This is a genomic window from Acidovorax sp. sif0632, assembly GCF_019218805.1.
GTDB lineage: Bacteria > Pseudomonadota > Gammaproteobacteria > Burkholderiales > Burkholderiaceae_C > Acidovorax > Acidovorax facilis.
Genome location: NZ_JAHUWW010000011.1, coordinates 16,519 through 42,356, shown reverse-complemented (window position 1 = coordinate 42,356; position 25,838 = coordinate 16,519). Strand labels below are relative to the sequence as shown.

At 64.9% G+C, this 25,838-nt stretch carries 25 protein-coding genes and 1 pseudogene; 11 read left to right on the top strand and 15 right to left on the bottom strand.

Annotated elements, in window-relative coordinates; translation table 11 throughout:
* Window positions 1-7: 7 nt before the first annotated feature.
* Window positions 8-862: a MoxR family ATPase gene (locus KW832_RS24900; RefSeq protein WP_218301865.1), complete on the bottom strand. Its 855-nt coding sequence runs from the start codon at window positions 860-862 to the stop codon at window positions 8-10.
* Window positions 863-968: 106 nt separating this feature from the next.
* Here KW832_RS24900 and KW832_RS24895 point away from each other — a divergent pair, with 106 nt between their 5' ends.
* Entirely contained in the window at window positions 969-1,631 is a 663-nt protein-coding gene (locus tag KW832_RS24895) for a cytochrome c (RefSeq protein WP_218301864.1), read from the top strand.
* A gap of 62 nt (window positions 1,632-1,693) precedes the next feature.
* On the opposite strand, the gene KW832_RS24890 is transcribed toward KW832_RS24895, so the two are convergent.
* Window positions 1,694-2,149: a DUF3429 domain-containing protein gene (locus KW832_RS24890; protein WP_255577949.1), complete on the bottom strand. Its 456-nt coding sequence runs from the start codon at window positions 2,147-2,149 to the stop codon at window positions 1,694-1,696.
* Window positions 2,150-2,388: 239 nt separating this feature from the next.
* On the opposite strand from KW832_RS24890, the gene KW832_RS24885 reads away from it, so the two are divergent.
* A complete protein-coding gene (locus KW832_RS24885; RefSeq protein ID WP_055398597.1) occupies window positions 2,389-3,651 on the top strand; it encodes a putative Na+/H+ antiporter in 1,263 nt (420 codons plus the stop codon).
* Window positions 3,652-3,677: 26 nt separating this feature from the next.
* Here KW832_RS24885 and KW832_RS24880 read toward each other — a convergent pair whose 3' ends face one another.
* Window positions 3,678-4,112, bottom strand: a complete 435-nt coding sequence (locus tag KW832_RS24880; RefSeq protein ID WP_010459392.1) for a DUF1841 family protein — start codon at window positions 4,110-4,112, stop codon at window positions 3,678-3,680.
* Between the two features lie 200 nt (window positions 4,113-4,312).
* On the opposite strand from KW832_RS24880, the gene KW832_RS24875 reads away from it, so the two are divergent.
* Window positions 4,313-4,534 (top strand): hypothetical protein, encoded by a 222-nt coding sequence (locus KW832_RS24875; protein ID WP_176886849.1) that lies wholly within the window; start codon window positions 4,313-4,315, stop codon window positions 4,532-4,534.
* 140 nt (window positions 4,535-4,674) lie between these two features.
* Here KW832_RS24875 and KW832_RS24870 read toward each other — a convergent pair whose 3' ends face one another.
* Window positions 4,675-5,475, bottom strand: a complete 801-nt coding sequence (locus KW832_RS24870) for an IclR family transcriptional regulator C-terminal domain-containing protein (protein WP_218301862.1) — start codon at window positions 5,473-5,475, stop codon at window positions 4,675-4,677.
* Between the two features lie 91 nt (window positions 5,476-5,566).
* On the opposite strand from KW832_RS24870, the gene KW832_RS24865 reads away from it, so the two are divergent.
* From KW832_RS24865 to KW832_RS24845, 5 genes are all read left to right on the top strand, one after another.
* Window positions 5,567-6,268, top strand: a complete 702-nt coding sequence (locus KW832_RS24865) for a 3-oxoacid CoA-transferase subunit A (protein WP_218301861.1) — start codon at window positions 5,567-5,569, stop codon at window positions 6,266-6,268.
* A 29-nt stretch (window positions 6,269-6,297) separates the two neighbouring features.
* Window positions 6,298-6,948: a 3-oxoacid CoA-transferase subunit B gene (locus KW832_RS24860; protein ID WP_218301860.1), complete on the top strand. Its 651-nt coding sequence runs from the start codon at window positions 6,298-6,300 to the stop codon at window positions 6,946-6,948.
* 36 nt (window positions 6,949-6,984) lie between these two features.
* Window positions 6,985-8,196 (top strand): 3-oxoadipyl-CoA thiolase, encoded by a 1,212-nt coding sequence (gene pcaF / locus KW832_RS24855; RefSeq protein ID WP_218301859.1) that lies wholly within the window; start codon window positions 6,985-6,987, stop codon window positions 8,194-8,196.
* 5 nt (window positions 8,197-8,201) lie between these two features.
* Window positions 8,202-8,933 carry an SDR family NAD(P)-dependent oxidoreductase gene (locus tag KW832_RS24850; RefSeq protein WP_218301858.1) on the top strand — a complete coding sequence of 244 codons (732 nt, stop codon included), beginning with the start codon at window positions 8,202-8,204 and terminating at the stop codon, window positions 8,931-8,933.
* A 163-nt stretch (window positions 8,934-9,096) separates the two neighbouring features.
* On the top strand, window positions 9,097-10,110 hold the full coding sequence (locus KW832_RS24845; RefSeq protein ID WP_218301857.1) for a tripartite tricarboxylate transporter substrate binding protein: 1,014 nt from the start codon (window positions 9,097-9,099) through the stop codon (window positions 10,108-10,110).
* A 99-nt stretch (window positions 10,111-10,209) separates the two neighbouring features.
* On the opposite strand, the gene KW832_RS24840 is transcribed toward KW832_RS24845, so the two are convergent.
* Complete coding sequence (locus tag KW832_RS24840) at window positions 10,210-10,812, bottom strand: short chain dehydrogenase (RefSeq protein WP_218301856.1); 603 nt, start codon at window positions 10,810-10,812, stop codon at window positions 10,210-10,212.
* Between the two features lie 130 nt (window positions 10,813-10,942).
* Here KW832_RS24840 and KW832_RS24835 point away from each other — a divergent pair, with 130 nt between their 5' ends.
* The gene (locus KW832_RS24835; protein WP_218301855.1) at window positions 10,943-11,836 is read left to right on the top strand and encodes a LysR family transcriptional regulator; all 894 of its coding nucleotides are present in this window, start codon (window positions 10,943-10,945) and stop codon (window positions 11,834-11,836) included.
* A gap of 21 nt (window positions 11,837-11,857) precedes the next feature.
* On the opposite strand, the gene KW832_RS24830 is transcribed toward KW832_RS24835, so the two are convergent.
* The 10 genes and pseudogenes from KW832_RS24830 to kefC form a co-directional block, all read right to left on the bottom strand.
* On the bottom strand, window positions 11,858-13,147 hold the full coding sequence (locus tag KW832_RS24830) for a type II toxin-antitoxin system HipA family toxin (RefSeq protein ID WP_218301854.1): 1,290 nt from the start codon (window positions 13,145-13,147) through the stop codon (window positions 11,858-11,860).
* Entirely contained in the window at window positions 13,144-13,776 is a 633-nt protein-coding gene (locus tag KW832_RS25800; protein WP_255577948.1) for a helix-turn-helix transcriptional regulator, read from the bottom strand. Before KW832_RS25800 ends, KW832_RS24830 begins: the two co-directional genes overlap by 4 nt.
* A 225-nt stretch (window positions 13,777-14,001) precedes the next feature.
* Window positions 14,002-14,445, bottom strand: a complete 444-nt coding sequence (locus KW832_RS24820) for a PaaI family thioesterase (RefSeq protein WP_218301853.1) — start codon at window positions 14,443-14,445, stop codon at window positions 14,002-14,004.
* Window positions 14,442-15,134 carry a transglutaminase family protein gene (locus KW832_RS24815; protein ID WP_218301852.1) on the bottom strand — a complete coding sequence of 231 codons (693 nt, stop codon included), beginning with the start codon at window positions 15,132-15,134 and terminating at the stop codon, window positions 14,442-14,444. The genes KW832_RS24820 and KW832_RS24815 overlap by 4 nt, the downstream gene beginning before the upstream one ends.
* A 104-nt stretch (window positions 15,135-15,238) precedes the next feature.
* Window positions 15,239-15,883 carry a trimeric intracellular cation channel family protein gene (locus KW832_RS24810; protein WP_121505556.1) on the bottom strand — a complete coding sequence of 215 codons (645 nt, stop codon included), beginning with the start codon at window positions 15,881-15,883 and terminating at the stop codon, window positions 15,239-15,241.
* A gap of 172 nt (window positions 15,884-16,055) precedes the next feature.
* Window positions 16,056-16,430: a hypothetical protein gene (locus KW832_RS24805; RefSeq protein ID WP_218301851.1), complete on the bottom strand. Its 375-nt coding sequence runs from the start codon at window positions 16,428-16,430 to the stop codon at window positions 16,056-16,058.
* Window positions 16,431-17,341: 911 nt separating this feature from the next.
* Window positions 17,342-18,475, bottom strand: a pseudogene (locus tag KW832_RS25960) (PepSY-associated TM helix domain-containing protein); the annotation flags it as partial.
* A gap of 30 nt (window positions 18,476-18,505) precedes the next feature.
* Window positions 18,506-20,665 carry a TonB-dependent siderophore receptor gene (locus KW832_RS24795; protein WP_218301850.1) on the bottom strand — a complete coding sequence of 720 codons (2,160 nt, stop codon included), beginning with the start codon at window positions 20,663-20,665 and terminating at the stop codon, window positions 18,506-18,508.
* A 404-nt stretch (window positions 20,666-21,069) separates the two neighbouring features.
* On the bottom strand, window positions 21,070-21,921 hold the full coding sequence (gene kdsA, locus KW832_RS24790) for a 3-deoxy-8-phosphooctulonate synthase (protein WP_218301849.1): 852 nt from the start codon (window positions 21,919-21,921) through the stop codon (window positions 21,070-21,072).
* Window positions 21,922-22,315: 394 nt separating this feature from the next.
* Entirely contained in the window at window positions 22,316-24,214 is a 1,899-nt protein-coding gene (gene kefC / locus KW832_RS24785) for a glutathione-regulated potassium-efflux system protein KefC (RefSeq protein ID WP_218301848.1), read from the bottom strand.
* 252 nt (window positions 24,215-24,466) lie between these two features.
* Between kefC and KW832_RS24780 the strand changes: the two genes are divergently transcribed.
* Both KW832_RS24780 and KW832_RS24775 read left to right on the top strand, forming a co-directional pair.
* The gene (locus KW832_RS24780; RefSeq protein ID WP_218301847.1) at window positions 24,467-25,105 is read left to right on the top strand and encodes a LysE family translocator; all 639 of its coding nucleotides are present in this window, start codon (window positions 24,467-24,469) and stop codon (window positions 25,103-25,105) included.
* A gap of 108 nt (window positions 25,106-25,213) precedes the next feature.
* Entirely contained in the window at window positions 25,214-25,834 is a 621-nt protein-coding gene (locus KW832_RS24775) for a ParA family protein (RefSeq protein WP_055398577.1), read from the top strand.
* The last annotated feature ends 4 nt before the right edge of the window (window positions 25,835-25,838 follow it).

Genomic DNA, 25,838 nt, shown 5'->3' with positions numbered 1-25,838 from the left:
CGGGGAGTCAGCGGTTGCGCTGATTCATGAACACCAGCTTTTCGAACAGGCTCACGTCCTGTTCATTCTTGAGCAGCGCCCCCACCAGCGGGGGGACCGCCACCTTGTTGTCGGCGCTTTGCAAGGCGGTGAGCGGAATGTCTTCAGCCGCCAGCAGCTTGAGCCAGTCGATCAGTTCGCTGGTCGATGGCTTCTTCTTGAGGCCCGGCAGGTTGCGCACGTCATAGAACGTCTTCATCGCCACGCTGAGCAGCTCGCTCTTGAGCGTGGGGAAGTGCACGTTGATGATCTGCCGCATGGTGTCGGCCTCGGGGAACTTGATGAAGTGGAAGAAGCAGCGGCGCAGGAAGGCGTCGGGCAGCTCCTTTTCGTTGTTCGACGTGATGAACACCAGCGGGCGGTGCTTGGCCTTGATGAGTTCGCGTGTTTCGTAGCAGTAGAACTCCATGCGGTCGATCTCGCGCAGCAGGTCGTTCGGGAATTCGATGTCGGCCTTGTCGATCTCGTCGATCAGCAGTGCCACGGGCCGGTCGGCCGTGAAGGCCTGCCACAGCACGCCCTGGATGATGTAGTTGCGGATGTTCTTCACACGCTCGGCGCTGTCGCCGTCGTTGAGCTGGCTGTCCCGCAAGCGACTCACCGCGTCATATTCATACAGGCCCTGCTGGGCCTTGGTGGTGGACTTGATGTGCCACTGCAACAGCGGCATGTCCAGCGCTTGGGCCACTTCCTCGGCCAGCATCGTCTTGCCCGTGCCGGGCTCGCCCTTGATCAGCAGCGGCCGTTGCAGCGTGATGGCGGCATTGACGGCGAGCATCAGGTCCTGGGTGGCGACGTAGTTCTGGGAGCCTTGGAATTTCATGGGGGAAAACACCGGATCGTTGATGAATGGGCTTGACAGGGCGCTGGCTATAATCGGCGGCTGATCAGAGCCCAGAGCTGAACTTCCACGAGATTGTGCGCGCAAAATGAACAAAACGCTGACCACGCTATTTGCCCTGGCTGTCGCTTCCGTGACCGCCTTGTCCCATGCCCAGGAAGCCAAAGGCGACGTGGAAGCCGGCAAGCAAAAGATTGCCATGTGCATTGGCTGCCACGGCATTGTTGGCTACCAGGCCAGCTTTCCTGAGATCCACAAGGTGCCCATGATCTCGGGCCAAAGCGCCAAGTACATTGCGGCAGCGCTGGTCGCCTACCAGAAGGGCGAGCGCAAGCACCCCACCATGCGCGGCATCGCCGAGTCGTTGTCCGAGAAGGACATCGCAGACGTGTCGGCCTACTACGAACAGCACGGCAAGACGGGGGCCGAACTGCCCGCCAAGCCCGGCCGCGAACCCAGTGTGCAGGTGGCCGAGTTGTTGAAGAAGGGCGCCTGCGTGTCCTGCCACGGCGACAACTTCGCCAAGCCCATTGATCCCTCGTACCCCAAGATCGCCGGCCAGCATGCCGACTACCTCTTCGTGGCCCTCAAGTCCTACAAGGTCGAGAAGAACGCCAATGTGGGCCGTGGCAACGCCATCATGGGCGGTGTGGCCAAGCAGTTCACCAACGCTGAGCTGAAGGCGCTGTCCAACTACATCAGCGGCCTCGACGGTGATCTGCACACGGTGCCCCAGTCGCGTTTCCGTTAAGCGACAGACCACCGTTGATAAAAAGCCCGCTTCTGCGGGCTTTTTGCTGGGCCATCGAATCGTCAGCGGCTGGCGGCCATGGCGCCCACGGCCAGGCACACGCAGGCCGTGGTTGTCAGGCGCCAGCGCAGCGGCAGGTACCACGCTGGCAGCGATGTGCGTGCGGCCAGCCGATGGTCTTGCACCAGGTGCGCCACAAAGCCTGTCACCAGCAGCGCTGCCCCTCCCGCTGGGGGTAACAGCGTCGCAGGCCAGGCCATCAGCGATGGCACCACACTCCACACAAAGCAGCGTGTGCGCTCGGCGGTGCTGAGGCCGCTCTGCGCCATGGCGAAGCCCCAGTGCAGCGCTCCCACAAAACTCAGAATCACCGCGCCATAGGCCAGTAGCGCCGCGCTCCACCAGGGCGTGCTGGGTGCCCACAGGCCTACAGCCGCCAGTGCCACAAACGGCAGCAGGCCACCATAGCCCAGCCAGGCCACGGGACCAGGGATCGGCGCAGGGGGCGGTGAAGTCAAGGGTTGTGCGGATGGGTGACTGTGCATGGTGCCTCCGGGTACGGTGCCCGCATTGTCTGGAAAGCGCGACTCCCGAGTGCGGTGCATGGTTGTGTGTATGCCGTGAGCGGCGTTCCAAGCGCGCTGCGCCTACACGGAGCCGCCGTTGTGCAACGGTAAAATGGGGCTGGGTGTCGGCGCCATGGTGGCCCGGCAGGTTCATGCGCTGGTCGGGCCGCCACGCGGTTTTTCTGCGACCCATGAACTCCTCTCCCACCCTGATTCAGGTGATCGGTGCCGTCCTGTTCGGCCTGGCCATCCTCCACACCTTCTCCACCAAGTATTTCGAACGCCTGGCGCATACGCAGCCCAAGCATGCGGGCATCTGGCATTTGCTGGGCGAGGTCGAGGTGGTCTTCGGCTTCTGGGCGCTGGTGCTCATGCTGTTCATGTTCTCCATCAGCGGCAAGCAGGAGGCCACGGCCTACCTGGACTCGCGCAATTTCACCGAACCGCTGTTTGTGTTCGCGATCATGGTGATTGCGGCTACACGGCCGATTCTTCAGATGGCTGGCTCCGCGGTGCGGGTGTTGGCAAGGTGCATGCCTTTTCAGCGCGGTGTGGCGATGTACTTTGTGGTGTTGTCGGCCGTTCCGCTGCTGGGCTCCTTCATCACCGAGCCTGCTGCGATGACGCTGGCGGCACTGATGCTGCGTGACATCCTGTTTTCGCAGCCTTTGTCGAACAAGCTCAAGTATTCGACCATTGGCGTGCTGTTCGTCAACATCTCGATCGGCGGCACCCTCACGCCGTTCGCCGCGCCACCGGTGCTCATGGTGGCGGCGCAGTGGAACTGGGACCTGTGGTTCATGGTGTCCAACTTTGGCTGGAAGGCGGCCGTCGCGGTGGTGGTCAACGCCGGTATCGCCACGCTGCTGTTTCGCCAACAGGTGGGGCACATGGGACGCAAGATCACGACGGACGAGGCGCCCGTGCCTGTGTCCGTGATGCTGGTGCATCTGGTATTCCTGGGGCTTGTCGTGCTGTTTGCGCACCACCCAGCAGTCTTCATGGGCCTGTTCCTGTTTTTCATGGGGTTCACCACGGCCTACCAGCGCCACCAAAACCCGCTGATCCTGCGCGAGGCGTTGCTGGTGGCTTTCTTCCTGGCCGGGCTGGTGGTGCTGGGTGGTTTGCAGCAGTGGTGGCTGCAGCCGGTGCTCATGAAGATGGACGCCAATGCCGTGTTCTTTGGGGCGGCGGCGCTCACTGCCTTTACGGACAACGCTGCGCTGACCTACCTGGGCTCGTTGGTCGAAGGCCTGAGCGACGAGTTCAAGGTCGCCTTGGTGGCGGGTGCAGTAACGGGTGGGGGGCTGACTGTGATTGCCAATGCACCCAACCCCGCAGGCGCGGCAATCCTGAAAGAGAAGTTCGCTGACAACGCCATCCACCCCTTGGGGCTGCTGCTGGGTGCCTTGCCACCTACCATGGTGGCGGTGCTGGCGTTCAAGTTGTTGTGACCGGCCAGCGGATGTAGCGTGGGTGGTCAGTCCCGTGTGGCGCGCCGCTGCACGCAGGCGATGTAGGCGTCGCCATCGGGCGGACGGCCTGCGCGCTGGCTCTCCCACAGCATCTCGCCCAGGCAGTCCATGGCGGCGTGGTGCGCGTCGTGCAAGGAGTCGAGCCGTGCCGTCAGCAGCTCCACTGCCTGGCGGATGCCGCGCGGCTGGTCGATGCTGCACTGCTCGCTGATGGACAGGTGCATCGAGAGGTGCAGGAAGGGATTGGTCTGCCCCGGTGTTTCGTCGTAGTTGCGGGCCACGGCCGCATCGGCGTCGGACAGGTCGGCGTGGTACTCGGGGTGCTCGGCGATCCACAGGCTGGCCAGCGTCTCGATGGCTTCCATGGGGGCGCCGCTCTGGGTCTTGGCGTGCACACCGCACAGAAAGCGGCGCACATCGGCTTGGGAGGGGCTGAACATGGGGCGTGAGGGTAGCACGCAGGGCAAGAGCCCGGAGCGCACAGGGGAAGGCGGTTCGGATCGCGCCCGCCTGCTACATCGCGCCGGCGCGGCGTCCTACGCTGGCCCTGCGCTGGCGCACCTACATTGGGCTGGCGCAAAGGTCGGGAGCCGGGTCCACTTTGTCGCAGTCCTCCAAACCCGGCATCGGGAGAAGTGTCATGAATGCAATGCGAATCGTTGGTGTGCTGTTGTTGGTGGTGGGGCTGGCCGGGTTTTTGACCGGCGGCTTCAGCTTTACCAAGGACACCACCCAAGCCAAGCTGGGCCCGCTGGAGCTCACCGTGAAGGAAAAAGAATCCGTCAATATCCCCCAGTGGATGAGCCTGGGTGCGATGGTGCTGGGCGGCGTGGTGCTGGTGCTGGGGTTCCGCAAGAACTGATTTCACCTGTCATGGCGAGCGACTGGGGTTACGACTCCGGTTCTTGCCCTCTCCAACTAAGACGGGAGTCGGTGCTTTGCCACGGGCTGCTCGTTGCGGGGGTGATCACCGGCTTTTCTCGGTATGCCTTCCTCCCTTCATCATCCCCTCGGCGCCCCCATCATTCGCGAGATGGTCCGGGCCGCACTCAGCAGTGCGGGCAGCAGGCTCTCCTGCATCATCGCCGCACTGGTGCGGTTGGCCTGACCGCTGATGTTGAGCGCCGCCACCGTCTGCCCCGTGCGGTTGGTCAGCGGCGCAGCAATCGATATCAAACCCTCTTCCAGTTCCTGGTTCACCAGGCACCAGCCCTGCTGCCGCGCCTGGCGGATGTGGGCCAGCAGTGCATCCACATCGGTGGTGGTGTGTTCGGTAAAACGCTGCATGGGGTGGCCTTGCAGCCGTGCCTGCAGTTCATCGTCCGTCAACCCGGCCAGCAGCATGCGGCCCATGGACGTCCAGCACGCGGGCAGGCGCGAGCCCACGCCCAGCGTGGTGCGCATGATCTTGTGCGTGGGCACGCGCAGCACATAGACGATGTCCAAGCCGTCGAGCACGGCGGCCGATGACGACTCGCGCACCTCTTCCACCAGGTCTTCCATCACCGGCTCGGCCAGGTTCCAGATGGGCAGCGAGGACAGGTACGCAAACCCCAAATCCAGAATGCGCGGGCTCAGGCGAAACAGCTTGCCGTCCGTCTCCACATAGCCCAGCGTCTGCAGCGTGAGCAGGATGCGGCGCGCGCCTGCGCGGGTCAGACCAGTCTGCACGGCGACTTCGCTCAAGGTTTGCTGCGGTGTGGCCGCGCTGAACGAGCGGATCACCTCCAGCCCGCGCGCGAACGACTGCACATAGCTGTCGCTCGGTTTGGGGTCTTTGGCTTCAGGGGTTTGGGAATTCATACGTATGCCAACTATAATTCTTTAAGCGAACATTTGTTCTATATGCGAACATATTTCAAAGAGACAACAGAGAAACCAAGAAAGCGTTGCAATGATCAACAAACTGGCGGACTCGGTGGCCCAGGCCCTTTCGGGGGTGAAGGATGGTGCCACGGTGTTGATAGGTGGGTTCGGCACGGCCGGCATTCCGGGCGAGCTGATCGATGGCCTCATCGCCCAGGGGGCACGTGACCTCACGGTGGTCAACAACAACGCGGGCAATGCCGACCAAGGCCTGGCCGCGCTCCTCAAGGCCGGGCAGGTGCGCAAGATCATCTGCAGTTTTCCGCGCCAGGTCGATAGTTACGTGTTCGACGAGCTGTACCGCAGTGGCAAGCTCGAACTGGAATTGGTGCCCCAGGGCAATCTGGCCGAGCGTCTGCGCGCTGCGGGTGCGGGCATCGGCGCCTTTTTCTGCCCCACGGCCTATGGCACCGAATTGGCTGCAGGCAAGGAAACGCGTGAGATCAATGGCAAACACTACGTGCTCGAATACCCCATCCACGGCGATGTGGCCCTGGTCAAGGCCGAGAAGGGCGACCGCTGGGGCAACCTTACCTACCGCATGTCGGCGCGCAACTTTGGCCCCGTGATGGCCACGGCCGCCAAGACCACGATTGCCACCGTGCACGAGGTGGTGGAGCTGGGCGCGCTGGACCCGGAAGCCATCGTCACCCCGGGCATTTATGTGACGCATGTGGTGAAGATCGACCGCACCGCCACGCAGGCGGGCGGATTCAAGAAATCCGCGTGATATCGGCCCCAAGCGCAGAAAGAATAAGCATGAGCAGCTATCAAAAGCATAGTAAAGACGAGCTGGCGAAACGCGTGGCGCAAGACATCCACGATGGCGCCTACGTTAACCTGGGCATCGGTCAGCCGACCCTGGTCGCCAACCACATCCCGGCAGGCCGCGAGGTCATCCTGCAAAGCGAAAACGGCATCCTGGGCATGGGCCCCGCGCCCGCTGCGGGGCTGGAGGACTATGACCTGATCAACGCGGGCAAGCAGCCTGTGACGCTGCTGCCCGGCGGTGCGTACTTCCACCACGCCGACAGCTTCGCGATGATGCGCGGCGGACACCTCGACATCTGCGTGCTGGGCGCCTTCCAGGTCAGCGCCACGGGCGACCTGGCCAACTGGAGCACGGGCGAGCCCGGCGCCATCCCCGCCGTGGGTGGCGCGATGGACCTGGCCATTGGCGCCAAGCAGACCTGGGTGATGATGGACCTGCTGACCAAGCAGGGCGCGAGCAAGATCGTGACGCAGTGCAGCTACCCGCTCACCGGTGTCGCGTGCGTGAAGCGCATCTACACCGATCTGTGCACACTGGCCTGCACGCCTACCGGGCTGCAGCTCATCGACACCGTGCCCGGGCTGTCGCTGACCGAGCTGGAGCAACTGGTGGGCCTGCCCATCCGCCCTGCCGCCTGAACGAATCCACCCCCCAAGCAACGAGGAGACAAAACCATGAGCACACAACGCCAAGCCTTCATCTGCGACGCCATCCGCACCCCCTTTGGCCGCTACGGCGGCGCGCTCTCCAGCGTGCGCACCGACGACCTGGGTGCGATCCCCATCAAGGCGCTGATGGAGCGCAACCCCGGCGTGGACTGGGCGGCCGTGACCGACGTGCTCTACGGCTGCGCCAACCAGGCCGGTGAAGACAACCGCAACGTGGCCCACATGAGCAGCCTGCTGGCGGGCCTGCCCATCGACGTGGCCGGCGCCACTATCAACCGCCTGTGCGGTTCGGGGCTCGATGCCGTGGGCACCGCAGCGCGCGCGATCAAGGCGGGCGAGGCAGGTCTGATGATCGCGGGCGGTGTGGAGAGCATGAGCCGCGCCCCCTTCGTCATGCCCAAGGCAGAGTCGGCCTTCAGTCGTAACAACGCGGTGTATGACACGACGATTGGCTGGCGCTTTGTCAACAAGCTGATGAAGGAAAAGTACGGTGTGGACTCCATGCCCGAAACCGCCGAGAACGTGGCCACCGACTTCAAGATTGAGCGCGAAGCCCAGGACCAGATGGCCCTGCGCAGCCAGCTCAACGCAGTGGCCGCCATCAAGGCTGGCCATCTGGCGCGCGAGATCGTGCCGGTGCACATCCCGCAAAAAAAGGGCGACGCGATCATCGTGAGCCAGGACGAGCACCCGCGTGAGACCAGCATCGAAGCGCTGGCCAAGCTCAAGGGTGTGGTGCGGCCCGATGGCACGGTGACGGCGGGCAACGCCAGCGGCGTGAACGACGGCGCCTGCGCGCTGCTGCTGGCCGATGAAGCCAACGCTGCCAAATATGGCCTCAAGCCCCGCGCCCGCGTGGTGGGCATGGCCGTGGCCGGTGTGGCGCCGCGCATCATGGGTTTTGGCCCCACGCCTGCCACGCTGAAGGTGCTCGCGCAGACGGGCCTGACCATCGACCACATGGACGTGATCGAACTGAACGAGGCCTTTGCCGCGCAAGGCCTGGCCGTGCTGCGCGCGCTGGGCCTCAAGGACGACGATGCCCGCGTGAACGCTTGGGGCGGCGCCATCGCGCTGGGACACCCGCTGGGCGCCAGCGGCGCGCGCCTGATCACCACTGCCGTCAACCGCCTGCACGAGCACGCGGGCCAGTACGCGCTGTGCACCATGTGCATCGGCGTGGGGCAGGGCATTGCCATCATCCTGGAGCGCGTGTGACAGCGATGGATAAAAGCACTCCCGTCACGGTCGTCACCGGCGCCAGCAACGGCATCGGCCGCGCGATTGCCGAGGCCGTTCTGGCCCAGGGCCACGCGGTGGTCAACCTGGACTACGTGCTGCCCAGCTGGAGCCACCCGCAACTCACCTCGTACCAGGGCGACCTGACCGACGAAACATCGACCCGCGAACGCGCGGCCGAGATTGCGGCCAAGCACAACGTGACAGCGCTGGTGAACAACGCGGGCGCCACGCGCCCTGGCACCATCGACACCGCCACCACGGCGCAGCTCGACGACGTGGTGGGCCTGCACCTGCGTGCACCCATACTGCTGGTGCAAGCCTTTCTGCCCACGCTGCGCGCCAGCGGTCAGGGCCGCATCGTCAACATGTCGTCGCGCGCCGCGCTGGGCAAGGGTGAGCGCATCGTTTACTCGGCCACCAAGGCCGGAATGATCGGCATGACACGCACGCTCGCCATGGAGCTGGGGCGCGACGGCATCACCGTCAACGCCATCGGCCCCGGCCCGATTGCGACTGAACTCTTCCGACAGAGCAACCCTGAGGGTGCGCCGCAGACGCAGCGCATCCTGAACAGCATTGCCGTGGGCCGCATGGGCACGCCCGACGACGTGGCGCGCGCAGCGCTGTTCTTCCTCTCGCCCGACAACGGTTTCGTGACCGGGCAGGTGCTGTACGTGTGCGGCGGCACCACGCTGGGAGTGGCGCCTGTTTAGCAACCTGAACTGATCTTCCCTGTCGCCCCGCAAGGGGCGCACCCCCGTTCTCGCCCGGAGGCTTCGGCACCCGGTTGAGGCCATGGCGCGGCCAGACGCGGACTAACGCAGCACTGGTGGCACCGACCCATTCATTCATCCACCTTCTTGAAGGAGACAAACCATGACCGATTCCATCCACACCACCCGCCGCTTTGCGGTGTCGGCTGCAGCCTGTGCTGGCATCGCCGCCATCGCCGGTGCTGGCCTGCTGGGCAGCAGCGCAGCAATGGCCCAGGCCTATCCCAGCAAGCCCGTCACCATCGTCGTGCCCTTTGCCGCAGGCGGCACCACCGACATCCTGGCGCGCATCATCGGCCAGGCGCTGACCACCGAACTCGGCCAGTCCGTCATCGTCGACAACCGCGCAGGCGCGGGCGGCAACATTGGCGGCTCCATGGCTGCCAAGGCCCCCGCGGACGGCTACACGCTGTTCATGGGCACGGTGGGCACGCACGCCATCAATGCCAGCTTGTACAAGAAGATGCCGTTTGACCCCGTGAAGGACTTCGCGCCGCTGACCCGCGTGGCCAATGTGCCGAACCTGCTGGTGGCCAACCCCGCCCAGCCGTTCAAGACGGTGCCCGAGTTGATTGCCTACGCCAAGGCCAACCCCGGCAAGCTCAACTTCGGTTCGTCGGGCAGCGGCAGCTCCATCCATCTGTCGGGCGAGCTGTTCAAGAGCCTGGCCAAGGTGGACATGGTGCACGTGCCCTACAAGGGCAGCGCACCCGCTGTCACCGACCTGCTGGGCAACCAGATCGGCATCATGTTCGACAACATGCCCTCTGCCATCCAGCATGTTCGCAGCGGCAAACTGGTGCCCATTGCCGTGACCACCGCCAAGCGCTCACCCGAGCTGCCCAACGTGCCCACCATCGCCGAAGCGGGTGTGGCGGGCTACGAAGCCACGTCGTGGTTCGGCATGTTTGCCCCCGCAGGCACGCCCGCGCCAGTGCTGGCCAAGCTGAACACCGCGTTGGTCAAGGTGCTGAACCAGGCCGATGTGAAGAAGAAGATCAATGACCAGGGCGCGGAAGCCATGAGCGAAACGCCCGCGCAGTTCGCCGCCTTCATCCAGGCCGAGTCGGTGAAGTGGGGCAAGGTGGTGAAGGAGTCGGGCGCAAGTCTCGACTGATCTGCACCTTCGATCACTGCAGCTACCCAATTGATAGCTGCTGCCGCCTGTTCGACGGGCGGCAGCAGCTATTTTTCTTTCAAATCCAGGTGGTCTGGCTCACTGAACCCGGTACACCCGCCCCGTCTGCGCCCCTTCCACGCTGCGCTGGTAGCCGCGCGCGGCGCGCTCGGCAGACACCGTGTCGAACCCCGGGAAGAACGGCCCGTACACGCCCACGGATTCGGTGAGGATGGTGGGGCTCACGGCGTTGATGCGCAGGCCGCGCGGCAGCTCGATGGCGGCGGCAGCCACAAAACCTTCGATGGCTGCGTTCACGGCCGTGGCGCTGGCGCCGTTGCGGATGGGCTCAATCGACAGGATGCCCGCCGTCAGCGTGATGGAGCCGCCGTCGTTCAGATACTTCTGGCCGACCAGCGCCAGCTGCACCTGGCCCAGCAATTTGTCCTGCAGGCCCAGGTTGAATTGCTCGGCTGTCATCTCGGCCAGCGGGCCAAAGTGCAGGTTGCCTGCAGTGCTCACAATGGCATCGACTTTGCCCACCGCCTCGAAAAGCTTTGCGACCGAGCCTGGCTGCGAAAAGTCTGCACGGTGCGTGCCGCTGCTGCGGCCCACGGTGATCACGTCATGGCGCGCGCCCAGGTTGGCCAGCACGGCCTGGCCGATGGTGCCGCTGGCGCCGATGAGAAGAATCTTGGACATGGTGTTTTCCTTGGGTGTCAAAAAGAGTTGATGAGGAACTGACAACCCGATTCTTTTGCTAATCAATCAATGCATAAAGTACGTACAAGTTATGCTTGTGCTAACTATTGATTAGGAATATCCAGGAACCATGGACAAGCTGCGCAACATGGAAGTCATGGTGGCCGTGGTCGAGGCGGGCAGCTTTGCCGCCGCCGCGCGGCAGCTGCAGATATCGGCGGTGATGGTGGGCAAGCACATCCAGCAGCTCGAAGCCCACCTGGGGGCGCGCCTGTTCCAGCGCAGCACGCGCCAGAACAGCCTGACCGAGGTGGGTGCCGCGTTCTACGAAGACAGCAAACGCGTGCTGGAGCAGGTTCGATGGGCCGAATCGGCCGTGGAGCGCAGCCGCGCCGTGCCGCAGGGCCTGCTGCGGGTGAGCGCACCCTTCACGCTGGGCAATCATGTGATCGCACCGCTGGTGGCCGACTTTCTGAAACGCCACGAGCAGGTGCGTGTGGACCTGCAGCTCACCGACAGCGTGGTGGACCTGGCGGGCGAAGGCTTTGACCTGGCCGTGCGCATTGGCCAGGTGGTGAATGAAGGCCTGGTGGCGCGCCCGCTGCGCCCCTACCGCATGGTGATTGCTGCGGCACCCTCCTACCTGCAGCGCCACGGCACGCCCGAGTGCGCGGCCGACCTGGCGCGCCACCAGTGCCTGAGCCACTCGGTGTGGCAGCGTCGGGTGGAATGGACGCTGCGCGATGGCGACACCGAATTCTTCTGGCCCGAGAACGCCCGCCTGACTTGCAACCAGGGCGACGGCCTGCGCCAGGCGGCGTTGCGCGGCCTGGGCCTGATCATGCAACCCGAGGTACTACTGGCTGACGATCTGGCCAGCGGCGCCTTGGTGCCCGTGATGCAGCCCTGCCTGCCCGCGCCACGGCCCGTGCAGCTGGTCTATGCGCCCGACAGGAGGCAGCTGCCCAAGCTGGCGAGGTTTGTGGAGTACGTAGTGGGGACGCTGGGCGTAGATGGCCACTGACTGAGCTATACGGCAGCAGGCTCAGCAGAATGCTTTGCGCTGGTCCTTGAGTGCATCGCGGTCGATGCTCGCCGCGAGCTGTTCCATGTCGGTCGCGCAGACGCCGTGCTGCGCAAAATGCAGCGGCCATTGCTCTATCGCGTGAGCAACCTCCTGAATCAACCCGATGGCCCGGGCGCGGGTGAGACCGAATTCGCTCAGGTCGGTCAGCGCGTTGTCCAGCGTGGACTGCGCGCCGTGCTGGCCCACCACCATGGCCTGGTAGCCCATGTTCTGCAGCGTGGGCACCACGTCGAACGCGGGGGCCAGGTCGTAGTAGCCGTCAAAGCCCAGGCGCAGACAGTGGTTGCGCTCGTGGTCGTCGGTGTTGTCCATGAGGATGTTGAACACCATGCGCCGAAACAGCTCTTCGCGCTGCGCCTTTTGCCGGTCGGGGTGCGCCTGGCGCAGCAGCACGGTGGCCAGTGCGCCATAGCTTTCGGCCAGGCCCGCCGCAGCCAGTGCCGTCTTGGCAGAGATGCAGTGCACGCGCAGGCTCAGGGCACCCATCGGCACCCGATCAAACCGCTGGATGGTCAGCGCATGGCGCTGCGGCCCCCGGCCCAGCCGCGATGGGATGGGCAGCACACCCGTGCTGGCAACGTGGATGCCTGCCAGGGCTGCCAGCGTCATGGTGGCGTGTTCGATGAGAGGCGTATCCACGGTGTCGTCCAGCTCGCTGAACTTGATGACGCAGGGCCCGCTGTCGGTTTGCAGCAGCGCCTTGGGCCGTGCGCCGCCCAGCGTCACGCCGGGCTGCACCAGCCGCTGGATTTCTGGTGTGACCGGGGCTTGAGACTGCACCTCTTCCACCGCCCGCACCATGGCCTCCAGATCGCGCAGTTGCGGATACGGCCCGATGCGGCGCGGGATGTAGTGGTCGGCCGATGTGGAGATGCCCAACGCGCCAAAGCGGTCGTCGCCAGCGAACAGCAGCATCTCCAGAATCGAAAGGCGCGCGGGGCGGTCGATGTGGCGGATGATGCGCTCGCCCCACCGGTCTGGCCGCGCATCATCGATGGCGCCGGGCGCGCTGTCCTTGTGGCCTGCGCTGAACGTCTGGCCTGCGATGAGGGGCAGGTCTTCGCTCAGCGCAAACTGCCACCAGTCTGTGGCGTAGCTGAAAGTGGCGCAGTTGGGCACGAGCTGCGACAAAGCCACCGCCCCGGTCAGCACCGGCTGGGCGGGGTTGACCAACGTCCAGACATACAGCGTGTCTTGCGGCACATAGGAGCGCGGCGTGACCTGCTGCGCGTGGTGCTGCTGGCTCATGGCCGCGCTTTCTTCTGGCCCGCGATCAGTGCGGCCAGGCCTGCGGCGGTGCTGTTGGGCTGGCGCTTTGGCGCACCGAGTCCTGTAACTCGAATGGCTTGCCGGATCTGTTCTTCGGGGCCCAGTCCAGCGACCTTCTGCGCGGCCCCAATGGTTGGTTTGACAGGGCTTGCTTCCTCGAAGGAGCCCTTCATCTCTTCGGCAACGTGCACGGTCCCCAAGTGGGCAGGTTCGTTGGTTTTGGAGACGGACGGCAAGGCGGCAGGCTTTGCGTTGCTTGCTGGCGTCTTTGCGTCTTTCTGCGCCGTCTTCTGTGCAGCGCGCCGGGGGCGGGCTTTGGCTACCTCAAGCTCCAGCGATGTGAGGTCGTTCTGCGGCGCAATCAGGTCGGCTAACCCATGGGCCTGGTTGATGAGCCACATGCACATCACATACGACGCCATCGACACCGACGGGTCGCCCCGCTCAATGCGCGCCATGGTCGGCTGGGACACGCCCAGCCGCTGGGCCCACTGGGCTTGTGTTTCCTTGCGGCGCTTGCGTGCAATCACGATGTTCTGCGCGAGCAACGCGATCTGCTGGAGGACCGCCTGGGGGTAGTCAGCGGGCTTGGTGTTTTGAGATGGCATTCATAGATATTAGTTCAAGAAGGAATTTTTGAACATCTATGAATTATTTGTAGGTGACTAAAGGCAAGAGTTGATTGGTATAAATTATTCATAGATGCGCGTGAATACGAGAAAAAATAACATCTATGAATTAAATGATGCTGAGCTGTCGGCATGGTCGTGCAACAAGGGGGCAATCAGCACAAGGACGTGCTGCTACGCGCCGCCATGCCGGGCCTACAGGGCTCACTCCACAGCGTTGCTGGGCACCGCAGGCCCGATCTTGAACACCCCGCTCACCCGCGCACAGGGCACGCCATCGGCCGTCACCAGTCCCTGAGCAAACACCAGCGAGCGCGTGACGCGCAGCGGCTCGGCCTCGCCCTGCACCCAGGCGCCCAGCGGAGCGGGGGCCAGGTAGTCGATCTGCAGGCTGACGGTGGGCAGGAAGCGGTCGGCCACCTGGTCGCTTTTGCGGTGCACCGACAGCGGCAGCAGCATGTCGCAAAAGCTGGCCATCATGCCGCCGTGCAGGTTGTTCATGGGGTTCACATGGCGGCGCTCCACGCGAAAGCCGAACTGCACCACGCTGCCTTCGTGGCGCAGGTAGAGCGGGCCGTTGTGCTGGATGAACGGGCCGCCAGACTGCAGTGGCGCAAAGCCCGGTGGGATCTCGGCATGGCTGCTCATGCGCGGGACTCCTTCTCCACATCTTGCGCAAAGCTGGCGCCCTCCAGGCTGCTGTGGGTGGCGCCGTCCTCGGGCAGCCAGCCGCTGTACACCGTGCGAAAGTCCGCCACTATCTGCGCCAGCGGCATGTCGTCAAACGCGCCGCGCTGGTGCACATATTCCATGTGGCGCGCGCCGGATTTGTCGAACGGGTGGTAGATCGAATCGTTTTCGCCATCGAACTCCAGCGGCAGCAGGCCGAAGCGCTCGCACAGCTCGATGTTGAAAGCGGGCGTGGCCTTGCGCCAAGCGCCGTCGAGCCAGATGTCGGTGTAGCCGTGCCAGATGAAGAGGTCGGTCTTCATGGTCTCGCGCATGCGCTCGGTGCTGAGGTGGTTGCGCACGTCGGCAAAGCCCATGCGCGCGGGGATGCCCGCCGCGCGGCATGCGGCGGTGAGGAGAGCGGCCTTGGGCACACACCAGCCGTGGCCGTTGGCCAGCACGGTGCTGGCCGCCATGCCCTGGGGCGAGAGGTCGATGCGGTAGGGGTCGTAGCGAAAGCCGTCACGCACGGCCAGGTACAGGGCGACGGCGCGTTCGCGGTCGGTGGTGCCGCGTGCGTGTTGGGCGGCAAAGGCCTGGATGGAAGGTGCGTCGCTGTCGATAAGGGCCGTGGCACGCAGGTGGGCGGGCGTGGGGGTGCTGGTCATGGGCGGGTGTCTCCTGCAGTCTGTCGGGAATCAGTGTGTGGCTTCTGCGCGCGGGATGCTGTCACGGGTGCGCCAGCTTCTGCCGCAGGAGACGCATGCCCCCCTCACACCCGCCACGCAGGCAGCTCCCAGTTGCGCCACAGCGCCAGCCCGCGCAGCCCGGCCGTGAGCAGCACGCAGACCACCAGCGGTGCCCAGTCGGGCGCTTGCAGGTGGCGCAGGGCCACGTCGGCCCAGCCGCCCGCAAACGCACACAGCGCATAGGGCCGATGGTCGCTGAAGGCCTGGGGCACCTCGTTGCACAGCACATCGCGCAGCACGCCGCCGAACACGCCGGTGGTCACACCCATCATCACGCTGATGATGGGCGGCATGCCGATGGCGGTGGCAATGTCCACGCCCACGGCGGCAAACAGGCCCAGGCCAATGGCGTCGGGCAGCAGCATGGCGCGCTCGGTGGGCTGAAAGTGGCGCTGGCGCATGAACAGCATGGCGCCGATGCACAGCGCCAGAATGCCCCATACGAATTCGGTGTGGCGGATCCAGAAGAAGGGCCGCTGGTCCAGCAGCAGGTCGCGCAGCGTGCCCCCGCCAAACGCGGCCACAAAGGCCACGACACACACGCCCACGGCATCGAGCCGTTTGCGCGCGGCCATGATCACGCCCGACAGGGCAAACGCGATGGTGGCCGCCACTTCCAGCGTGAAGCGCAGTGTGTGAATCCAGGGGGCGTCGAGCGGCAGGTCCATGGGCGCGATTGTGCCGTGGCGCTGTGGGAGCGGGCAGGGGCTTGCAGCACGCTGCCTGTCAAGTTTTTGCTATTGAAAATATAGCTAATGGCGCTTGCTGATCAAGCGCTGGGGCCTGTTTCTATTCAAAAACAATCCGCTAATGTCCCTGCTCCTGGGCAACTGGGGTGCTTCATGACACCAAGCCCCCCGCCCGAAGAAGCTGCCAGGCCAGCGCCAGCAAACAGCCCGTGCCGCCCAGTGCGCCCAGGCGGTGTCCCCAGCGCAGGCTGCCGGCGGGCCATTGGTTCATGGCCAGCACCAGCAGCCAGCCCATCACCATCCAGGCCGCCACCAACAGCGCCAGCCCCGCCGCCAGCCCCGCCGCAGCGGTGGCCGCGAGGGCCTGCAGCACGACGGTAGCCAGAACCACCGCCCAGGCGCGCCGGGATGCCGCAGTGGCGGGGGGCGTGCCGTCGCCCCAGGCGCGGGTGGGCACGGTGCGCGCCCAGCGGGTCAGTGCGATCAATGAGGCCAGCGCGGCGCTGGCGCCGATGAGTTCGTTCATGCGGCCTCCGGCGGGTGGCGGTCGGGCCCTGGGTTGGGCGCGTGCGGCGCCCCGTGGCCCGCCCGCCGCCAGCGCAGCGCCCACCACGCCTGTCCTGCGCGCCACCGCAGCGGTGCACCCACAGCCAGGGCACACAGCGCCGACGCCACTGCCCACTGCACCATCCCCGCCTTGGCCGCCAGGCCGCCATAGGCCAAAGCGGCCAGTGCCCACAGCAGCACGGCGGTGCGGGGCGTCCAGTGGCGCAAGGTGGCAGCGGGCAGGGCCACGAAGAAGGCGAGCAGCAGGCCCAGCATGCCCGACGACCGTGCGGGTTCGGTGGCCACGATGTGGGCCAGGCGGAAGGATTCCACCGCCAGCACACCTGTCAGCCAGAAGGGCCAGTGGGCTGACCCCACCCAGCGGGCCCAACCGCGTGGGTGCCAGCGCGGGTGGGCGGTGGTTGCGTGCACTGCAGAGCCCGGTCGGGCCACGGCCGCAGACCGCGACGCCTTGCGCCGGTGCGCCTGCACCCGCTGGGGGCCGATGAAGACCGCAATGCCCCCACAGACCAGCCCCATGACGACCAGGCTGACCAACATGGCGGGTCCTTGGGCACTGCCCAGCACCAGCCCGGCCACACCAGCCACGGCCAGCAGCGCGCCTGCGCCACCCAGCGAGACGCGCCACAGCGCCACCGTGCGCAGCGCCCACGCCGCCGCAGCCGACAGCAGCAGCCACACGCCGATGAGCGCCCACACCGACCACACGGGCCGCTGCGCCAGCGAGGGCAGACCCGCAGGCCCCCACAGGTGCACAAACACCGCCACGATGAGCGCGGCGGGCGTGGTGGCGTGCAGTGCCAGAAAGAAACGTTGCATGGTGGGCGAAGCTGTGACGCTGTGAGAGAGACGCTGGTGGGTGTCGCCTGCCGCCGCGATGCCGCCCGCAGCGCCCTGCGCAGCCTCTGCCTCGCGCCTGCGCTGCTGGCGCGCATCCAGCCAGATCAGCGTCCCCGAGATCGACAAAAACGCGGGTGTCATGCCCAGAAAGAAATAGAGCCATTTCAGCGCCAGCCCGCCAAAGTCGCCAAAGTGCAGGGGCTCCATCAGCCCATTGAGCAGCGACCAGAAGCCCGCCGTGCGCGGGTCGTGCACCTTCTTCGGCACGCCCGTGGCGGCATGGATGTCCACCCGCGCGGTGCTGGCCAGGTGATCGCGCAGGTTGCCGGTGAAACCCACCTCGGCCGTGCTGCTGCCCCAGCGGCGCAGCGACACATAGCGCGCCTCCAGCCCCGGCACGGCCTGCTGCGCGGTGGCGTACAGCGCGTCCAGCGACTGCATGGGCACGGGCTCGCTGGCCTCGGCCTTGCGCGCTGGCTTGGAGGCGGTGGCATCGGTGCTGGTGGTCACGTATTTGTAGCCCTGCTCAAACAGCGGCGCCAGTCCCATCCACGCCCCCGTGGCCGCGATCAGGATGTGAAAGCCCAGCCCCCAGATGCCCGCAGACTTGTGCAGGTCCGACATCACCACGCGGAAGCTGCGACCCCAGCGCTGGGTGAACAGCTCGGCCAGGATCTTGCGGTGGATGACGATGCCCGTGGCAATCAGCACCAGCATCGCCACCCCGAGGAAACCCACGATCCACCGCGGCCCGAAGAACAGGAACACATGCAGCATGCGCAGGTACTGGCCCAGCTGGCTGTCCACCGGGCCGACCACCGTGCCCGTGTCGGAGCGCAAGGCCACCTTGGTGCGCGTGCTGGCGGGCGCGCCACGCTCGCGCACAAAGGCGAAGTAGCTGGGGTTGACGGCATCCGGCAGCACAATGGTCTCCACCGTGGCGCCGGGGTAGCGGGTCTGCAGCTGGCTCAGCACCGCGTCGAGCGACGCAGGTTTGTCAGAGCGCGGCAGCTGCGCCAGCGACGGGTTGGCCCACAGGTCGATCTCGTGCTTGAACACCACCACCGCACCCGAAAAGCACACGATGAACATCAGCAGCCCCGTGACGATGCCTGCCCAGGAGTGCAGGGTGAACAGGCGGTTGAGCGTACGCTGGCTGGTCATGGCGTGCGGGAGGCGGGGTGGCGCTGCGCGTCAGAAGAAGTACGTCACGCCCAGGCTGAAGTTGCGTGGCAACGCGGGCGAGACCACGTTGGCGTTGATCGCGCCGTCGTAATACGCCTTGTTGAACACGTTCTTCACGCCCGCCGTCACGCGGTAGTTCTCGCCCACGTAGCTCACGGACGCATCGGCCACAAAGTACGACGGCAGTGTGAAGGGGTAGGAGCCGATCTGCTCGCTCACGTAGCGCCCACCCAGGCCCAGCGTCACGCGCTGGTACTGCGGCAGCTTGTAGGTGGCCCAGGCCGTGAGCGTGTGGCGCGGCGTGAGGTTGAGTGGCTTGCCCACGATGGCGGCGTTGGTGTCACGCGTGACCTTGGTCTGCGTGTAGGTGTAGGCACTGGTGATCTTCCAGCCGTTCTTCAGGTCGGCACCCAGCTCCAGCTCCAACCCGCGCGCGCGCTGCTCGCCGGTCTGCACGCTGAAGCCCGTGTTCACCGGGTCGGCGGTGGTCACGTTCTCGCGCACCAGGTCAAACACGGCGAGCGCGCCGGTGACCTGGCCGCCGGGGGCTTCGTACTTCACGCCCGCCTCCCACTGCTTGCCGGTTTCGGGCACAAAGTTCGATCCGCCAAACGTCAGGCCCGACTGGGGCAGAAACGACTCGCCATAGCTGCCATACGCGGCCCAGCCGGGCTTGAACTCGTACACCAGCCCGGCCGACAGGGTGGTGGCGTTGTCCTTCTGGCGCGTCTGCGTGTTGGCCACGCGGTTGTTCGTATCGGTGGTGGACCAGTCGCGGCGCAGGCCCACCAGGGCCGTCCAGCCCTGGCCAAACTTGATCTGGTCCTGCGCATACAGCCCGGCCACGGTGAGTTTGGCGGGCGCATCCTGCGTCAGCGCCTCGGGGCAGGTGGCCTGCATGCCATACACGGGTGCAAACAGGTCCAGCGCGCCAATGCGGCAGGTGCGGCTGGCGAGCAGGCTGGTGCCACTGCGCGCATCGAGGCCGGTTACCAACTGGTGCTTCACGCCCAGCGCTTCAAAGCGCGACAGCAGCGAGGTGTCGGTGGCCAGCAGGTCGTAGTCCATGTACTGGCGCGATGCCTGGCGGTTCTGCAGCCGCTGGTTGGCCTGCAGCGCCTGGTTGGAGACGAAGTTGCCCGTGCCCTTCTCGGTCTCGTAGCGCACGTTCTGGCGGAAGGTCATGGCCTCCGACATCTTGTGCTCCAGCGTGTAGCCCACGGTTTTGCTCTCTACGTCATACCCGCCAAAACTTGGGTCGCCCGTGAACATCGTGACGGGCAGCGTGCCGTTGCGATTGGGCAGCAGCGTGCCGTAGGGCGTGATGCCCTGCTGGCGCATCCACTGGCTTTGGCTGTAGGTGGCAAACAGCACCAGGTCGGTCTGCGCGCCCAGGTCGATGGACAGCGAGGGCGCAAACCACCGGTCCTTGCGGTAGACGAACTGCGTCGGGTCGTCCGCATCCGACACCTGCGCATTGATGCGCAGCGCCGTCTTGCCCGATTCGGACAGCGGCCGGTTCATATCGGCCTGCAGCGTGCGCTGGCCAAAGCTGCCCACCTCCACGCCCACTTCGTTGATCGCTTCCTTCTTGGGCCGCTTGCTCACCGCATTGACAATGCCGCCGGGCTGCACCTGGCCGTACAACACTGAGGCCGAGCCCTTGAGCACCTCGAAGCGCTCGTAGCCGTAGGGCTGCAGCTTGGCCCACATGCCGGGGCTTTGCACCAGGCCATCGACCAGGATCGATTCGGTGGAGCGAAATCCCCGGATGTTCAGGTCGTCAAACCCCCGGCGCCCAAAGTTGACCGGGCTGACCCCCGCCACCGTCTGCAGCGCTTGCTGCACGTTGGTGATCTGCCGCGACTCCATTTGCTCGCGCGTGACCACGCTGACGGACTGTGGGGTTTCCAACCGCCGCATGGGCGCCTTGCTGGCGGTCTGTGCCTCCACGGGCGCAAAACCCATGTCTTTTTCGGTGCTGGCGTTGATGCGGACTTCTTGCAGCTGGGGCGCTGCCGTTGCTGGGTCTGCAGTGGGTGCGCTGCCCTGCTGCGCCATGGCGGCCTGGGCGAGGCACAGGGCCAGCGGGGTCAGGGTGAAAAGAGTGGCCGCGCGGACGGATGGCAAGCGCGGGGCGTGCGCGAAGCGCAGGGGCTGAGAAGACATGGGGGTCCCGATGGAGGTGAGCGGACAACAAACGCTGGGGGCGCTGGCTCACGTGGCAAGGGACGTTGGCTGGCGAGAAAGTGATGAATTATAATGCGAATGGTTATCGTTTGATATTTTGCAATGAAATGACTGGAGTGCGAGAAGCCGCAGTGCCTTCTTGAGGGAGTTGAGATAACCGCCACCGCCGTGTGGCGCGAAAACTGGGACTGTTTGGGCTATCCCTGGACAACGCGAAACGTATCGTTGAAACGAAGTTGCAATCCATGTAGCAGCACGCGGCCCCGCCAGGAGCCCAATCTGAACTCCGAGGCTAGACTTCTGCCTTCGGCCAAGAGCCGCCCTTCAACACAGCCCGCAGCCCAAGCGGCCGAGATCGAATTTGTTGAGTCGCGATGTCACATTCAGGCGCGGATATGCAAAGGCGCGAATGACTTCACCAAGTCGTCCAGAGCTTTCAACTGTGCGAGGAAAGGCTCTAACTGGTCCAACGGCAGAGCGCTGGGACCATCGCATTTGGCCTGTTGCGGGTCGGGATGTGCTTCAAGAAAGAGTCCTGCTAACCCTACGGCTAGACCGGCGCGGGCCAGTTCAACCACTTGGTCACGGCGACCGCCAGAGACGGCAGCGTTCGCCTCGCGTTGCTGTAGGGCATGTGTAACGTCGAAGATGACAGGTAAGTTTCCGGTGACCTTCTTCATTGCTCCGAAGCCAAGCATGTCCACTACCAGGTTGTCATAGCCGAAGCAGGTTCCTCGGTCGCACAGAATGACGGGAGAATTACCGGCTTCTCTGATTTTTTCGACGATGTTGAGCACTTGTGGTGGGCTCAGGAACTGAGGCTTCTTGACGTTAATGACCTTGCCCGTCCTGGCAAGAGCCACGACCAAATCAGTCTGGCGAGCGAGAAACGCAGGCAGCTGTAAAACATCCACGACTTCAGCGACGGGATTCGCCTGCCATGGTTCGTGCACGTCGGTGATGACGGGAACACCAAACTCTGCCTTGACCGCCTCGAAAATTCTCAGACCCTCTTCCAAGCCGGGGCCTCTGAACGAGTGGATAGAGGAGCGATTCGCCTTGTCAAAGCTCGCCTTGAAGACATAGGGGATGCCAAGCTTTCGGGTGACTCGGACGTATTCCTCCGCAGCGCGCAGCGCCATGTCCTTGGACTCGAGTACGTTCACGCCGCCAAACAGCACAAAGCCATCGTTGTTGCTGACGTTGATTGCAGGGGTGATGGCAACGGTGGTCAAGAAAAGCTCCCAGGTAGTTTTGCTCGCATTCTCGCTCCGGTCAGCTGACCTAACGCAAGAGGCCGCTTGGGGCTCATAGCGTAAGTTGCGACATGCCCCAGAAGCAAATCTTGCGGTGCTTGACGTCTAGGCATTGACCTAGCGATTAGGCATGGTGCGCTGGATGTCAGTAGGCCAGCACCGATGCGTCAGTTTGTGTGTCGCGAAAAGAAATCGCGCCAACTGGATGGCGCGAAAGCGATTTGTAACTGGCGCGAAAGCGGTTTGCGAGCCACTTTGTTGAGCTGGTCACCCCTGCAGATGCGCTTTCTGGAGCCCTCCGCACCGCGCTAGATCTTTTTGCTACAAAATATATAGCTAAAAAGTCATGATGGTCGAGCGGAGGAGCCTGTTTTTAATCCAATTTTTGGATAGAGGTAGCCCCCTCCCCATCCTCGGCCCCCTCCACCCCGCCATACCCTGGGTACGCCCCTCCCGCCGCATTCAGCGCCGCACTCTCCTGCCGCTCCCGCGCCATCTGCTCCGCAAACTGGTTACGGCCTTCGCGCGCCACGGCGATGAATTTGGCGCGGTCCTTGTGGTGCGGGTACATGCGGTCGGCCAGCGCGATGTTGTGGGTGCGAAAGCGCTGGGTGATGGCGGTGGCCTGCGCGGGGGGCAGGCCCATCAGCTCCAGCACGGTGTGGGCGCTTTGCAGGCTGGACTCGAACAGCTCGCGCTGCACCAGGGTCACGCCCAGGTCGCGCAGCTTGTTCCAGTGCGTCACATCGCGGGCGCGGGCCACGATCTGCAGGTGCGGGAAGTGCTCACGCGCCAGCTTGGCGATCTGCAGGGACTGCTCGGCATCGTCCACGGCCACCACCAGGATGCGTGCGTGTTCGGCCCCGGCGATGCGCAGCAGATCGAGCCGCGTGGCGTCGCCGTAGAACACGCGGTAGCCGAAGGTGCGCGCCACCTCCAGCATGTCCACACTGTGGTCGAGCACGGTGGTGGGGATGCCCTGGGCCAGCAGCACGCGCGAGACGATCTGCCCGTAGCGGCCGAAGCCCGCGATGATGATGGGCGCCTCTTGGGGTTCGGAAATTTCTTCGGCCTGGGGCGTTGTGTTTTTGAGCTGTGCGTAGCGGCGTAGCAGCACGCGGTCCATCACCACAAGCAGCAGGGGGCTGATCAGCATCGACAGCGCCACGGCGCCGATGAGCAGCGAGGCGGTCTCTGCCGGGAACACGCTGGCGCCCGCAGCGGCCTGGAACACCACAAACGCAAACTCGCCGCCCTGGGCCAGCAGCAGGGTGAACACCGGCCGCTCCTGGTAGGGGATGCCGACGATCTTGGCCAGCGTGTAGATGACGATGGCCTTGGCCGCCAGAAAGCCGACCAGGATGGCGGCCATGAGGCCGGGCGAGCGCAGGATCACGCCGAAGTCGATGCTCATGCCCACGGCGATGAAGAACAGCCCGAGCAGCAGGCCCTTGAAGGGCTCGATGTCGGCCTCCAGCTCGCGGCGGTATTCGCTGTCGGCCAGGAGCACACCGGCGAGGAAGGCGCCCAGTGCCATCGACAGGCCCACCAGCACCATCAGGTAGGCGATGCCCACCACCAGCAGCAGCGCGGCGGCGGTGAAGATCTCGGGGGTGTTGCTCTTGGCGATCCAGCGCAGCACGGGGCGCAGCAGCAGGCGCCCGCCGAGGATGATGGCGGCGATCACGCCGACGATCTTCAGCACCTCCAGCCCCATCTCGCCCGGCGTGTGGCCCGCGCCTTCGCCAGCGGCGGCGCCCAGCACGGGCAGCAGGGCCAGGATGGGGATGGCGGCCACGTCCTGGAACAGCAGGATCGAAAAACCTGCCTGGCCGCTGCTGGTGCGCATCAGGTTGCGCTCGGCCAGCACCTGCAGCGCAATCGCCGTGGACGACAGCGCCAGGCCTAAAGCGCCCACCAGGCTCACGCGCCAGGGCAGGCCAGCCAGCGCACCCAGCGCAAATAGCACAGCCGCGCAGCCCAGCACCTGGGCGGTGCCGGTGCCGAAGATGGGGCGGCGCAGCGCCCACAGGCGGCTGGGTTGCAGTTCCAGCCCAACCAGGAACAGCATGAGCACCACGCCAAACTCGGCAAAGTGCAGGATGTCCTGCACGTTGCTGACCAGCCCCAGGCCCCAGGGCCCGATGGCGATGCCCGCCGCCAGGTAGCCAATGATGGCGCCGAGGCCCAGCGCCTTGGCGATGGGCACGGCCAGCACGGCGGCGGTGAGGTACAGGAAACCGTAAGTGAGCCAGGTGGGGGCGTGTTCCATGGAGGCGCGGCAATAGTGGTGGCGTTGGGAGGGGCGTCGCAGGGGGCGGACGGGCGGGCGTGGGCGTGTCAGGATTCTGGCATTGCCGTAGCGATGCGGGGGTGCGCGTGGCATAGCATTGAAATGCTTCTATTTTGATAGCATGTAGCGCTTTATGGTCAAGCGCTAGCAGGCATTTTTATCCAGATCATGGCAGTGACACGGGGCGTTGTTAAGATGCTCGCCCTTCTTCGCACACGGGCTTGGTGATTCATGGACTTTCAGACTTGGCTGGCTTTTTTTGCGGCATCGTGCCTGATTGCGGTGTCGCCGGGGTCGGGGGCCGTGTTGTCGATGAGCCATGGGTTGTCGTACGGCGTGCGCAAGACGGGCGCAACCATCCTGGGCCTGCAGCTGGGCCTGTTGCTGATTTTGCTGATTGCCGGGGCGGGCGTGGGTTCGCTGCTGCTGGCGTCCGAGGTGGCTTTCAGCGTGGTGAAAGTGCTGGGCGCCTGTTATCTGATCTATGTGGGCTTTGCGCAGTGGCGTGCCGGGGACAAATCGCCGGTGCAGGGCGATGAATCAGAGTCGGCCGGCACCTGGCAAAAACGCTGCCTCACGGGTTTTTTGACCAACGCCACCAACCCCAAGGGCATCATCTTCATGGTGGCGGTGCTGCCCCAGTTCATGACCGACACGCGCCCGCTGTGGACGCAGCTGGTGGTGATGGCCGCCACCACGGTGACGGTGGACGTGGTGGTGATGCACGGCTACGCTGCGGGGGCCAGCGCGCTGCGCCGCCTGATGCGCAGCGCGCGTGCGGTGCGGGCGCAAAACCGTGTGTTTGGCGGCTTGCTGATGGCGGTGGGCGCCGGGCTGTTCTTCGTCAAGCGCGGCGGGCAGCACGCTTGATAGGATGGTTGTGCTTCGATTTTAATAGCTGCTTGCGCTTGCCTATAAAGCGCTAGAGGCTGATTTGGCTTGGTTTTTCATGGATACGCAGATTCCAAGGAGGTTGTCATGCCAGTAGTTGTTGTCGCCAACCCGAAGGGTGGTGTGGGCAAGTCCACACTGTCCACCAACATCGCGGGCTACTACGCGAGCCAGGGACATCCCGTGATTCTGGGCGACACCGACCGGCAGGAATCCGCCAAGCTCTGGCTTGGTCTGCGCCCGCCTGCCGCGCGCCCCATTGGCGCCTGGGATGGCATCAACTCGGACGTGATCAGCCGCCCGCCCAAGGGCACCACGCACGCGGTGCTCGACACCCCTGCCGGGCTGCACGGCTGGCGGCTGAACGATGTGCTCAAGCTGGCCGACAAGATCATCGTGCCGCTGCAGCCCAGCGTGTTCGACATCTTTGCCACGCGCAGCTTTCTGGACCAGCTGGCCGAGCACCGCCGCGCCGAAGGGGTGCAGATCGGCATCGTGGGCATGCGCGTGGACGCCCGTACCAAGGCCGCCGAGCAGCTGCACCATTTTGTGGACAGCCTGGGCTTCCCGGTGCTGGGCTACCTGCGCGATACGCAGAACTACATCCACCTGGCGGCGCATGGCCTCACGCTGTTTGACGTGGCGCCCGGCCGCGTGGCGCGCGACCTGGAGCAGTGGCAGGGCATCTGTGCATGGCTCAATTCTTGAAGGA